This is a genomic window from Enterobacter sp. RHBSTW-00994 (assembly GCF_013782625.1).
In the GTDB taxonomy this organism is placed as follows: domain Bacteria; phylum Pseudomonadota; class Gammaproteobacteria; order Enterobacterales; family Enterobacteriaceae; genus Enterobacter.
Map to the genome: position 1 here is coordinate 3,447,519 of NZ_CP056199.1, position 13,574 is coordinate 3,461,092.

General features: G+C 51.3%; 10 protein-coding genes. 5 read left to right on the plus strand and 5 right to left on the minus strand.

Features of this window, described 5'->3' with window-relative positions:
* Nucleotides 1-14: 14 nt before the first annotated feature.
* Nucleotides 15-2,075 (plus strand): polyphosphate kinase 1, encoded by a 2,061-nt coding sequence (gene ppk1, locus HV346_RS16540; RefSeq protein ID WP_181620356.1) that lies wholly within the window; start codon nt 15-17, stop codon nt 2,073-2,075.
* A gap of 3 nt (nt 2,076-2,078) precedes the next feature.
* A complete protein-coding gene (ppx, locus tag HV346_RS16545) occupies nt 2,079-3,620 on the plus strand; it encodes an exopolyphosphatase (protein WP_181620357.1) in 1,542 nt (513 codons plus the stop codon).
* A 4-nt stretch (nt 3,621-3,624) separates the two neighbouring features.
* Here ppx and HV346_RS16550 read toward each other — a convergent pair whose 3' ends face one another.
* Nucleotides 3,625-5,865: an EAL domain-containing protein gene (locus tag HV346_RS16550; protein WP_181620358.1), complete on the minus strand. Its 2,241-nt coding sequence runs from the start codon at nt 5,863-5,865 to the stop codon at nt 3,625-3,627.
* Between the two features lie 369 nt (nt 5,866-6,234).
* Here HV346_RS16550 and HV346_RS23450 point away from each other — a divergent pair, with 369 nt between their 5' ends.
* Nucleotides 6,235-6,396, plus strand: a complete 162-nt coding sequence (locus tag HV346_RS23450; protein ID WP_181623815.1) for a YfgG family protein — start codon at nt 6,235-6,237, stop codon at nt 6,394-6,396.
* Here HV346_RS23450 and HV346_RS16560 read toward each other — a convergent pair.
* Nucleotides 6,393-7,283: a LysR family transcriptional regulator gene (locus tag HV346_RS16560; protein ID WP_181620359.1), complete on the minus strand. Its 891-nt coding sequence runs from the start codon at nt 7,281-7,283 to the stop codon at nt 6,393-6,395. The two genes, HV346_RS23450 and HV346_RS16560, sit on opposite strands and share 4 nt — an antisense overlap.
* Before the next feature lie 98 nt (nt 7,284-7,381).
* Here HV346_RS16560 and HV346_RS16565 point away from each other — a divergent pair, with 98 nt between their 5' ends.
* Complete coding sequence (locus tag HV346_RS16565) at nt 7,382-8,566, plus strand: MFS transporter (protein WP_181620360.1); 1,185 nt, start codon at nt 7,382-7,384, stop codon at nt 8,564-8,566.
* Nucleotides 8,567-8,580: 14 nt separating this feature from the next.
* On the opposite strand, the gene guaA is transcribed toward HV346_RS16565, so the two are convergent.
* Both guaA and guaB read right to left on the minus strand, forming a co-directional pair.
* Complete coding sequence (guaA, locus tag HV346_RS16570) at nt 8,581-10,158, minus strand: glutamine-hydrolyzing GMP synthase (RefSeq protein ID WP_181620361.1); 1,578 nt, start codon at nt 10,156-10,158, stop codon at nt 8,581-8,583.
* 193 nt (nt 10,159-10,351) lie between these two features.
* Nucleotides 10,352-11,818 carry an IMP dehydrogenase gene (guaB, locus tag HV346_RS16575; protein ID WP_181620362.1) on the minus strand — a complete coding sequence of 489 codons (1,467 nt, stop codon included), beginning with the start codon at nt 11,816-11,818 and terminating at the stop codon, nt 10,352-10,354.
* Between the two features lie 159 nt (nt 11,819-11,977).
* Between guaB and xseA the strand changes: the two genes are divergently transcribed.
* Nucleotides 11,978-13,351, plus strand: coding sequence for an exodeoxyribonuclease VII large subunit (xseA, locus tag HV346_RS16580; RefSeq protein WP_181620363.1), 1,374 nt, complete (start codon nt 11,978-11,980; stop codon nt 13,349-13,351).
* Here xseA and HV346_RS16585 read toward each other — a convergent pair.
* A complete protein-coding gene (locus tag HV346_RS16585; RefSeq protein ID WP_181620364.1) occupies nt 13,348-13,563 on the minus strand; it encodes a zinc ribbon domain-containing protein in 216 nt (71 codons plus the stop codon). The two genes, xseA and HV346_RS16585, sit on opposite strands and share 4 nt — an antisense overlap.
* Between the last annotated feature and the right edge of the window lie 11 nt (nt 13,564-13,574).

Here is a 13,574-nt window from a genome sequence, read left to right on the forward strand (position 1 = left end):
GAGTGTGAGCTGTAATGGGTCAGGAAAAGTTATACATCGAGAAAGAGCTAAGCTGGTTAGCATTCAACGAACGTGTGCTTCAGGAAGCGGCTGATAAAAGTAACCCGCTGATTGAGCGTATGCGTTTTTTGGGTATTTATTCCAATAACCTGGATGAATTCTACAAGGTTCGCTTTGCGGAACTGAAGCGGCGAATCATCATCAGCGAAGAGCAGGGCTTAAATTCGCACTCGCGTCATTTGCTTGGAAAAATTCAGGCTCGCGTATTGAAAGCCGATCAGGAATTTGACGGTCTGTACAACGAACTGCTGCTGGAAATGGCACGCAACCAGATCTTCCTGATCAACGAACGCCAACTTTCCGTCAACCAACAAAACTGGCTACGCCACTACTTCAAACAGTATCTGCGTCAGCACATTACCCCTATTCTGATTAACCGCGAAACCGACCTGGTGCAGTTCCTGAAGGATGACTACACCTACCTTGCAGTGGAGATTATTCGCGGCGACACCATTCGCTACGCGCTGCTGGAGATCCCATCCGATAAGGTTCCGCGCTTCGTGAATCTGCCACCAGAAACGCCACGCAGACGCAAACCAATGATTCTGCTGGATAACATTCTGCGCTATTGTCTGGATGACATCTTCAAAGGCTTCTTCGATTACGATGCGTTAAACGCTTATTCCATGAAGATGACCCGTGACGCCGAATATGACCTGGTGCACGAGATGGAAGCCAGTCTGATGGAGCTGATGTCGTCCAGCCTGAAACAGCGTCTGACTGCTGAGCCGGTTCGCTTTGTTTATCAGCGCGATATGCCAGATGCCATGGTGGAAATGCTGCGCGAGAAACTGACGATCTCCCGGTATGATTCCATTGTTCCCGGCGGCCGTTATCATAACTTTAAAGACTTTATTGGTTTCCCAAATGTCGGCAAAGCCAATCTGGTGAATAAACCGCTGCCGCGCCTGCGCCATATCTGGTTTGATAAATTCCGCAATGGGTTCGATGCCATCCGCGAACGCGATGTATTGCTCTATTATCCGTATCATACTTTTGAGCATGTGCTGGAGTTGTTGCGCCAGGCGTCGTTCGATCCGAACGTGTTGGCGATTAAGATCAACATTTACCGTGTAGCAAAAGATTCGCGCATTATCGACGCCATGATCCATGCCGCGCACAACGGCAAGAAAGTCACCGTGGTGGTCGAACTGCAGGCGCGATTTGACGAAGAAGCGAATATCCATTGGGCCAGACGTCTAACGGAAGCTGGCGTACACGTTATCTTCTCTGCCCCTGGATTGAAGATCCACGCCAAACTGTTCCTGGTCTCCCGTAAAGAAGGTGAGGACGTGGTGCGTTATGCCCATATCGGTACAGGTAACTTTAACGAGAAAACGGCACGGATTTACACCGACTACTCGTTACTGACCGCCGATGCTCGTATTACCAATGAAGTTCGCCGGGTCTTCAACTTTATCGAAAATCCATACCGCCCAGTAAGCTTTGACTACCTGCTGGTTTCTCCGCAAAACTCACGTCGTCTGCTGTACGAGATGATCGACAAAGAGATCGCCAATGCGCAAAAAGGCTTATCGTCCGGCATTACGCTGAAGCTTAATAACCTTGTCGATAAAGGTCTGGTGGATCGCCTGTATGCAGCATCCAGCTCAGGCGTACCGGTTAATCTGCTTATCCGCGGCATGTGCTCATTGATCCCGGAACTGGAAGGCATCAGTGATAATATCCGCGTGATCAGCATTGTTGATCGCTATCTGGAACACGACCGGATATATGTTTTCGACAATGCTGGCGATAAGCAGGTTTATCTTTCTTCTGCGGACTGGATGACACGCAATATTGATTACAGAATAGAAGTGGCAACGCCACTGCTTGATCCGCGACTGAAGCAGCAAATTCTCGATATTATCGAGCTCCAGCTAAGCGATACGGTGAAAGCGCGCTATATCGACAAAGAACTGAGTAACCGCTATGTACCGCGTGGCAATCGCCGCAAAGTGCGGTCACAACTGGCGATTTACGACTACATCAAATCACTCGAGCAACCTGATTAACCTATGCCGATAAATGATAATACTCCACGACCGCAGGAGTTCGCTGCGGTTGACCTCGGTTCTAACAGCTTCCACATGGTCATCGCCCGTGAGGTAGATGGGGCGATGCAAATCATCGGCCGTCTGAAACAGCGTGTGCATCTGGCCGATGGTCTTGATGAACGCAGCATGCTTAGCGAAGAAGCGATGGAGCGAGGCCTGAATTGCCTGTCACTTTTTGCTGAACGTCTGCAGGGATTTTCGCCCTCCAGCGTGTGTATTGTCGGAACACATACGCTGCGCCAGGCACTGAATGCGCCTGAGTTTCTCAAACGCGCGGAAAAAGTGATCCCCTACCCGATTGAGATCATCTCAGGTAACGAAGAAGCACGTCTGATTTTTATGGGCGTGGAACATACTCAGCCGGAGAAAGGCCGCAAGCTGGTTATTGATATCGGCGGTGGGTCGACAGAACTGGTCATTGGTGAAGATTTCGAACCTCGCCTGGTCGAGAGCCGCAGAATGGGGTGCGTCAGCTTCGCACAGATGTATTTCCCAGGCGGAACCATCACTCGTGAAAACTTCCAGCGTGCACGTATGGCTGCGGTACAAAAGCTGGAATCCCTTGCCTGGCAGTATCGCATTCAGGGCTGGAACGTCGCACTCGGCGCGTCTGGCAGCATTAAGGCCGCGCATGAAGTGTTGCTGGCGATGGGTGAAAAAGATGGCTTTATTACCCCAGAACGACTGCAAATGCTAACCGAAGAGGTGCTCAAACATAAGAGCTTTGACGCTTTGAGCCTGCCCGGTCTGTCCGATGAACGTAAAGCGGTGTTTGTACCGGGTCTTGCCATCCTCTGCGGCGTATTTGATTCACTGGCGATCCGTGAATTGCGCCTTTCTGATGGGGCACTGCGTGAAGGTGTACTGTATGAAATGGAAGGCCGTTTCCGCCATCAGGATATTCGCAGCCGTACCGCACAAAGTTTGGCAAATCAGTACAATATCGACCGTGAACAGGCCAAACGCGTACTGGAAACAACGACTCACATGTACGAGCAGTGGCAAGAGCAGAATCCTAAGCTCGCGCATCCGCAACTGGAAGCTCTGCTAAAATGGGCAACCATGCTGCACGAAGTCGGGCTGAATATTAACCACAGCGGGATGCATCGCCATTCGGCATATATTCTGCAAAACAGCGACTTACCCGGCTTCAACCAGGAACAGCAAACCATGATGGCGACGCTGGTACGCTATCACCGTAAAGCCATCAAGCTCGATGACCTGCCGCGCTTCACGCTGTTTAAGAAAAAACAGTTCCTGCCGCTGATTCAACTGCTGCGTCTGGGTGTTTTGCTGAATAACCAGCGTCAGGCCACGACGACGCCACCGACGTTAAAACTGAAGACCGATGATCATCACTGGACACTGAGTTTCCCGCATGACTGGTTTAGCCAGAATGCGCTGGTACTGCTGGATCTGGAAAAAGAGCAACAGTACTGGGAAGCCGTCACTGGGTGGCTGTTAAAAATTGAAGAGGAAAGTGCGCCCGACGTCGCGGCGTAACGGCTCAGGCGTCTGTCCGGGACGCCTCTGCCTCAATTAACGTTTCAAGCGCGACTGGTTTTCCAATCAAATAGCCCTGAACATAATCGATACCCAGCGCGTGCACCGCGCTGCGTATCTCTTCATTTTCAACGTATTCAGCCACCACCAGCATTTTCTTCATACGTGCCAAATGACAGATTGAGGCCACTATCTGATAATCCAGGCTGTTATCAACAATGTTGCGGATAAAACTGCCATCTATTTTCAGGATATCGGCATCAACACTTTTCAACCGGGCATAGCTCGCATAGCCCGTACCAAAATCATCAATCGCGATTCGACAACCCATCTGATGCAACTGCTTAAGGATCTCGCTAGCAAGCCCTGAATTACCGAAACTACTGCTTTCTGTGATCTCAAAAATGAGTTGCCAGGCTTCAACACCGTATTGCCGCAACAAGCGGCTGACCTCCAGCGGCAGCTGTGAGCGACAGGCCGTTGAAGGAGAAAGGTTGATGGCGAAACGCTGACCGGGCAAGCTCTCACGGTGCGCAGATAAAAACTGCAACGTATGTTCCAGCACCCATAAATCAATGCGTGACGAAAGACCAAACTCTTGTGCCACTGGCAGGAAATAATCGGGTGAGATCAATTCACCATTTTCACCCGGCATACGCAGCAACACTTCATGATAATGGTCTCCACGAATGCCGCGTATCGGTTGTGCCATCAGGGAAAATGCGTTCTGTTCCAGCACGTATTTTAGGCGATTCATCATCGCTATTTTATCTTTCAGGTTGCGCTGCAAATGAATAGCGCCACGTTGCTGCAAACTTTCCGGCTTATGTGTAGACAGAGAGAGATCCGCAATAACACTTAATTCCCCCAACAGTAAATAGAGGTGAGTTACCGGTGAACGAACACAGCAGTAGCTCACTCCCACCTGAGGCTGAAGTGGCATACCATCCCAGATTAAACGAAACTGCATGATATGCGCATTCAGACCTTCAATGCGCGACGGATGTGATTCACTATTCAGGCGCACAGCAAGATCATGCCCGGTGAGATTAAAAACACCTTCACCCGGCTGAAGCATGTTATTTATCCACGCAGCCAGCTGCTGTTTATATTGGATGCGAAGCAACATGCCATAGTTGCGCCCCAGCACTTCCAGCTCCGGGATACGTAATAAACACAGTGCTGACCACGGATTTTTTGCCAGCACGCGAGAAAGTGCGCGCAAGTTCGGCATGTGTACCACAGGATCAAGAAACGCCAGCTTGCGCGCACGAAAACTGACAGTTCTCTGGCGCGTCGCCAGCATCGCCATGTAGATAACAACAAAAGAAAAAACCAGATAGCTGGATGAGGTGATCGCAAGCTGAATATCATAGCCCTGATATACGGGGATATAGCGATAGTAATAATGAATAGATATGACCAGAACAGGTGTCCAGACCAGCGACATCAACCGATAGCCAAAGCGCATCGATCCCCAGAGCATCACGGGCATCAGCAGCGACAGCGTATAGTTTGTGCTAAAAATTGTACTATCATCATGCATCGGCAACAGCAGTAATACCAATAAGCCGACCAATACCGCGCCCCAGACCAGCAACTCAATTACACCAACATTTTTATCCACCTGCGCAACGCTCTGAGAAATAAGTCCTTTAGCATAACGAGGATGGCGAATTAAGCGGATAAGCACATAGCAGAAGGGGATACCGGTGAGACACCCGACCAATAAGCCTTGATAGTTGATCAAGGTTCGTATGCTCATCGGGTTTTGCCCCATCAGGCTTTGTCTGCTCTCATAAACGCCCAGATACAGGGCAAACTGAAACAGTAGCAAAAAGAGTGTCGCCGGAAAAAAAACCTGCCAAAACAGGCGTTGTGCCATTAGCCGCACATCACCATAGGGAACCATGTTTCGTCTGGGGGCAAACACGCGATACCCACCCCAACTTAGCGTCAGCGGAATAATAAAATGAGCAATAATACCTATCGTTTCGTAAAGATCTAACGAGGGGAAGTAACGTATAAACAGCGCCAGGCTGATGCCCGGAAACGCCGCAATTTCGTAGAATAACGTCAGCGTCAATAACACTGCCAGTGGTGTGTAATAAAGAACAACCCTGTCACTGCCAATTTGAGTGAAGGTATTCGCATAGCTCAGAAGGGGCAAAAGAATCAGCGGTAACACCAGTGGCAGAGCCCACCAGCGATCTTTATTATTGCTCAGGAAAGTCAGAATATTCATAGGTGCTCAGTCGAACCCCGATTATCCAACGGGTAAATATAGACAGGCATCCGACCTGACGTTGTCGTCACTCAAGCCCACAACACGGCCCGGCTAATGGAGGAGAGATTTTAGTTGTCAGGGACTCGCAGCAATTGACTTAAATCAAACTAATTAAATCGAATAATTATTTCTTATTCTTTTTTTCCATCTTTTTCCCATTTTATCAATTAAATAAATAATTAAATCACTTTATATAACATTACTTAATGTATGCATTGACGGAATTTTACACCCCTATAATTGACCCTTTCTTCCCACTGTGCCTTAATAGCCTCATCGCCCGTAATGGGTATGCCCAGGAAAACAACAGTGAGTCAGGCCACTCGTATGCATAAACGACATCGATTTAACACTCGGATGACCCGCATCATACTGCTTATCAGTTTCCTCTTTTTCTTTGGCCGCTTTGTTTATTCTTCGGTTGGAGCCTGGTATCACCACCAGGATAAAATACAGTCTCAGCAATCAAGCTTGTCCACCGATCGCTAACGAACTGGATTATTTTGCAGCATCCGAATGACCCCGGAGATCCCTCTACTGAGGATCTTGTCCTGACGCATCACTATCGCCAGTCGGCGATGTAATACCGGTGTTAAAGAACGCACGCTTAGACCCTCCCGCTCTGCCGCGTGTCCAACAGCCATTCGCGGTACGATGCTGAAACCCAAACCCGCGCGAACCATCCGTTTAATCGCCTCAATACTACCAAGTTGCATAACGGGCGCTATCGACAATCCGCAGGCTTGAAACCAGCTGTCAATCAGTGCGCGAGTTCCACTTCCAGACTCAAACGCAATCAGCGGTTTTGAGTGCAACACTTCAGGTGTCAATGGTTCCGACATTCCCTGACATTCCTGTGAGGAAATCAGGACAAACTCTTCGTCCATTACCGGCATCACGTCCAGCGCCTTTCCGCTTACCGGCATCGTCACCAGCCCCATATCAAGACGACTTTCTTCAATCGCCCGAACTATATCGAGTGTATTTCCAGTCGTCACCCCTACTCTCAGCAACGGGAAATCTTTGCGTAATTGCTGTAACAACGGTGGCAAAAGATGGATGCAGGCCGTGGCTCCCGTACCTAACGTCACCGTACCACTAACCTCGTGGTGGCACTCATGTACTGAACGTAGCGTTTCTGCAACGGCTTGTTCTATACGCTCACCGTGCGTCAGTAATGCCAGCCCAGACTCCGTGGCTTTGATACCACGACCTGTACGTTCGATTAAACGCACCTGAATAAATTGCTCAAGCTGGCGTATTTGCAGGCTGACAGCAGGTTGCGAGATCCCGAGCACATCTGCTGCAGCTGAAAAGCTTCCACGTTGTACCACCAGGCGGAAAGTTGCCAGATGTCCCAGATTCAGTGTCGTCATTCAAAGTTTCTCTTATGCAGGTCATAAGGTTACGGCTCTGCCAGCACAATACCGCGCCCAGTATGCTAAGGACAACTGCATTAACGGAATGAAAAACAATGGAAATACCTGCTATTCCCAGACAACTTCCTCTCACCGCTGGCTGTAATCAGTTGATCAACTGGGGGATCTCTTTTTACATGCCGGGTACATTTGCACAGGCGATTTCGACCGATCGGGCATGGTCATCGACGCAAATCTATCTCGGTTTGACCCTTGCCATGCTGGTCATGGCAGTGGTGTCCCCTTTTGTCGCCAGATTACTGGCTCACTTTGGAGGACAAAATGTTGTAATGAGCGGAACATTGCTGATTGCAGCAAGCTGCGCGATCATGGCGTTTGCCCCCACCCTGCCTGGCTGGTACTGCGCCTGGCTACTCACCGGGATAGGGATGCGCCTGTCGTTGTATGATGCGTTGTTCGCCTCGCTGGTGAATCTGTATGGGCAACAGGCGCGGCAAACCATTTCCCGCGTGACGCTGGCTGGAGGTCTGGCATCCGCGGTCTTTTGGCCGCTAGGAGATGCACTGTTGAAGATAATGAGCTGGCAACATGCGTTGCTGATTTATGCATTATTCGGTGTCCTCAGCGCGGTACTGATTTATCCCCTTCCCAATCAAACACTGGCAATGACGGTAAAGCCGGATACGTCCCATCAGGAAAAGAACCGCCGCAACAGTATCCTCTATGCCGCATTTATCGCACTGATCACTTTTGTCTCTAATGGCACATCCACACACTTACCTGAACTTATCACGAGCACCGGTTTACCCGTTGCGATCGGTATGCTTTGGGGATTCGGTCAGACCGGTGCTCGATTAATGGAAGTGCTGGCAGGTTCCAGACTGACGCCCCTCAAACTGACGCTACTGACAGCCCTGGCCATGCCACTCTGTTTTTTACTGGGCGTGGCTGGAACCACATTTATCTGGCCCATCGTCGGGTTTGTGCTGGGCTACGGCGCAATCAACGGGCTGGTGACGATAGTGAAAGCCACATTGCCTTTGCAGCTTTTCTCAACACAGGATTATGCAAAGCAAACGGGCTTACTGCTGATCCCTGCACAACTGATGGCTGCCGCATCTCCATTTGCCTATGCCTGGCTGAACCGGGAACTGGGGATTGCAGGCGCGCTGTGGGTATCGTGGGGGCTAGCGACAGTGATTGCAGGGCTTGCAGTGGGGATTGTGGTCAGTCAAAAGACAAATAAAAAACCCTCTGAACAAGCAGAGGGTTTTGTTTAGCAATTATGACGGGATCATTCCCACTCAATCGTCGCTGGTGGTTTACCACTGATGTCATACACCACACGGGAAATACCGTTCACCTCATTGATGATACGGTTAGATACGCGGCCTAAGAAGTCATACGGCAGGTGCGCCCAATGTGCGGTCATAAAGTCGATGGTTTCGACCGCGCGCAGGGAAACGACCCAGTCGTATTTGCGGCCATCGCCCATTACGCCTACGGAGCGAACCGGCAGGAACACGGTGAACGCCTGGCTCACTTTGTTGTACAGGTCAGCTTTGTGCAGTTCTTCGATGAAGATAGCGTCCGCGCGACGCAGGAGATCGCAATACTCTTTCTTCACTTCGCCCAGTACACGTACGCCCAGACCAGGCCCCGGGAACGGGTGACGGTAGAGCATATCGTACGGCAGACCCAGTTCCAGACCGATCTTACGCACTTCATCTTTGAACAGCTCACGGAGCGGTTCAACCAGACCCATTTTCATCTCTTTCGGCAGGCCGCCCACGTTGTGGTGAGATTTAATGACGTGTGCTTTACCGGTCGCAGATGCGGCTGATTCGATGACATCAGGGTAGATCGTGCCCTGAGCCAGCCACTTCACATCTTCCAGACGCAGTGCTTGCTCATCGAACACTTCGACGAACACACGGCCAATGATTTTACGTTTTGCTTCCGGGTCGTTTTCGCCAGCCAGCGCATCAAGGAAACGCTTCTCGCCTTCCACGTGAACAATGTTCAGACCGAAGTGGTCGCCAAACATGTCCATAACCTGCTGGGCTTCGTTCAGACGCAGCAGACCGTTGTCCACGAATACGCAGGTCAGGTTTTTGCCAATCGCACGGTGCAGCAGCATTGCCGTCACAGAGGAGTCAACACCACCGGACAGACCAAGGATCACTTTGTCATCACCAACCTGCTGGCGGATACGCTCAACAGCGTCGTCGATGATTTTAGCCGGAGTCCACAGGGCTTCACACTGGCAGATGTCACGCACAAAACGCTCCAGCATGCGCATACCCTGACGGGTGTGAGTCACTTCCGGGTGGAACTGCACGCCGTAGAAACGTTTTTCTTCGTTCGCCATAATCGCGAACGGGCAGCTTTCGGTGCTGGCAACAGTCACGAAGCCGGCTGGAATAGCGGTAACTTTGTCGCCGTGGCTCATCCACACATCCAGCAGCGGTTTGCCTTCTGCGGTCAGTGAGTCCTCAATACCGCGCACCAGCGCGCTATCAGTAACCACTTCAACCTGCGCGTAGCCAAACTCACGCTCGTTAGAACCTTCAACATGGCCGCCCAACTGCATGGCCATGGTCTGCATGCCGTAGCACACACCAAACACCGGAACGCCGGCTTCGAACACATACTGCGGTGCGCGTGGGCTGTTTTCTTCAGTGGTACTTTCCGGACCACCGGAAAGAATGATGCCGCTTGGATTGAATTCGCGAATCTGTGCTTCCGTGACATCCCACGCCCACAGTTCGCAGTAAACGCCCAGTTCACGTACGCGACGCGCAACCAGTTGAGTGTACTGAGAACCAAAGTCGAGGATGAGAATGCGATGTTTATGAATGTTTTCCGTCATTGACGCTAATTCCGAGGCAAGTGAAACAAAAACAGAGCGCCCGATTTACTCGTCGTCTTTCAGGCTGCAGGTGCGTTAGCTGCGTTCATTCACCCCGGCTACATAGTTTCACTATGCTCCAGGGGTCTCATGGACTTGCCGCCTTCCTGCACCCCGAAATCCATAGAGTATCTGGATCGGGCGCGGAAACTTATCAGGAGCCCAGACGGTAGTTCGGGGACTCTTTGGTGATGGTCACATCGTGAACATGACTTTCCTGAATACCCGCACCGCTGATGCGTACAAATTCCGCTTTAGTACGCAGCAGATCGATAGTACCACAGCCGGTCAGACCCATACAGGAGCGCAGGCCGCCCATCTGCTGGTGAATGATCTCTTTCAGGCGACCTTTATAAGCAACGCGACCTTCGATACCTTCTGGTACGAGTTTGTCAGCGGCGTTATCGCTCTGGAAGTAACGGTCAGAAGAGCCTTTGGACATCGCACCCAGAGAACCCATACCACGGTAAGATTTATATGAACGCCCCTGGTAGAGTTCAATTTCACCTGGGGACTCTTCAGTCCCTGCCAGCATGGATCCAACCATGACCGCCGCAGCACCCGCTGCAATGGCTTTGGCAATATCACCAGAGAAACGAATACCCCCATCAGCGATAACCGGAACACCCGTTCCTTCCAGCGCTTCTACGGCATCAGATACTGCAGTGATCTGTGGAACACCCACACCAGTAACGATACGGGTAGTACAGATAGAGCCAGGACCGATACCCACTTTCACTGCGCTACAACCCGCTTCAGCCAGAGCACGAGCCCCTGCGCCGGTTGCAACGTTGCCACCAATGATTTGCAAATCAGGATATTTCGCACGAGTCTCGCGAATACGTTGCAGAACACCTTCGGAATGGCCATGAGAGGAGTCGATCAACAGTACGTCAACGCCTGCAGCAACCAGCGCGTCAACGCGCTCTTCATTGCCAGCACCCGCGCCAACCGCAGCACCTACACGCAGACGGCCATGCTCATCTTTACAGGCGTTAGGTTTACGCTCTGCTTTCTGGAAATCTTTAACGGTTATCATGCCGCGAAGATGGAAGTTGCTATCAACTACCAGCGCTTTTTCTACGCGTTTTTCGTGCATTTTCGCCAACACGACATCGCGGGTTTCGCCTTCACGAACGGTCACAAGACGCTCTTTCGGGGTCATATAAACGCTGACAGGCTGGTTCAGATCGGTCACGAAGCGAACGTCACGACCAGTGATGATACCGACCAGTTCGTTGTCTTCGGTCACAACCGGGTAGCCTGCGAAGCCGTTGCGCTCGGTCAGCGCTTTCACTTCGTGCAGGGTGGTGGTTGGCAGAACAGTCTGTGGGTCGGAAACGATACCGGATTCATGTTTCTTCACGCGGCGAACTTCTTCAGCCTGACGCTCGATAGACATGTTTTTGTGAATAAAGCCAATGCCACCTTCCTGTGCCAGAGCGATAGCCAGGCGCGCTTCAGTCACGGTGTCCATTGCCGCAGAGAGCATAGGAATGTTCAGGCGAATGGTTTTGGTTAACTGCGTGCTGAGATCGGCAGTATTCGGCAGAACGGTGGAATGAGCGGGAACGAGGAGGACGTCGTCAAACGTCAGTGCTTCTTTAGCAATACGTAGCATGGGCAATATCTCTGACCTGGGTGGTTAAATATTGCCGTGGCATTATACAGAGCGTAACCGATTGCATCCACACTTTTTTATAAAAAATGCTTGCGCTCCCCTCTCAGCAGGTTACTATCGACTGAATAACTTGCTGATTTAGAATTTGATCCCGCTCACATGTTATCCTCTCAATCCCCCTCAATTTTTACTGTTAGCCGCCTTAATCAAACGGTTCGTTTACTGCTTGAGCAGGAAATGGGACAGGTCTGGATCAGCGGTGAGATTTCTAATTTCACGCAACCGTCATCCGGTCACTGGTATTTTACGTTGAAAGATGACACCGCCCAGGTACGCTGCGCAATGTTCCGCAACAGCAACCGCCGGGTGACATTCCGCCCTCAGCACGGCCAGCAAGTTCTGGTTCGCGCCAATATCACACTGTATGAGCCGCGCGGTGATTATCAAATCATCGTCGAAAGCATGCAGCCTGCGGGCGAAGGGTTACTGCAGCAAAAATATGAACAGCTAAAAACAAAACTCTCGGAAGAGGGATTGTTCGACCAGCAGTTCAAGAAACCGCTACCCTCTCCAGCCCACTGTGTCGGGGTCATTACCTCGAAAACCGGTGCTGCACTGCATGATATTCTGCACGTTCTCAAACGCCGCGATCCTTCCCTGCCCGTCATTATCTACCCTACCGCCGTTCAGGGTGATGACGCACCAGGTCAGATTGTCCGCGCCATTGAACTGGCTAACTTGCGTCAGGAGTGCGACGTCTTAATCGTCGGGCGTGGCGGCGGTTCACTGGAAGATCTCTGGAGCTTTAACGACGAACGTGTAGTACGTGCCATCTTTGCCAGCCAAATCCCCGTAGTCAGCGCCGTCGGGCATGAAACAGACGTGACCATTGCCGATTTTGTTGCGGATTTACGCGCCCCCACACCATCAGCGGCGGCTGAAGTAGTGAGTCGTAATCAGCTGGAACTGCTGCGACAGATTCAAAACGGGCAACAGCGTCTGGAAATGGCGATGGATTACTATCTTGCGAACCGGACTCGCCGCTTCACGCAGCTCCATCATCGCCTGCAACAGCAGCACCCGCAGCTGCGTCTCGCGCGTCAGCAAACCGTGCTGGAGCGTTTGCGCCAGCGCATGAACTTCGCGCTGGATAACCAGCTTAAACGTGGTATATCGCGCCAGCAGCGCATCACCCAGCGTCTGAACCAGCAAAATCCACAGCCGAAGATTTATCGCGCGCAAGCGCGCATCCGGCAGCTTGAGTATCGTCTTGCGGAGAGTGCGCACGCCCGTCTGAGCAATACCCGCGAACGTTTTGGCAATGCAGTCACCCATCTGGAAGCTGTCAGCCCACTTTCCACACTGGCTCGTGGTTATAGCGTGACGACAGTGACGGACGGCAAGGTGTTGAAACAAACGAAACAGGTGAAGGCTGGCGACGTGCTCACTACCCGCCTGGCCGATGGCTGGATAGAGAGCGAAGTCAAAGGCATTACCGCCGCGAAAAAAACGCGCAAGAAAAAGCCGGATTAAACTGGCTTAAATTCCACGCGCTTTTTAGAGATCAACCCGTGGCCATTCTGGCAAAAATAATCCACCGCACCACACGCTTTTAACACCTGGAGTGGCTGATGACACTCCGGGCAACACGCTTCCAGTTGAATATCCTTATGACAATGCGCGCAGTGCGCCACTCCATTTTGCGGCTCCAGTTCTGCGTGGCAATCGGGGCAAATGACTGACATTGAAACTCCTT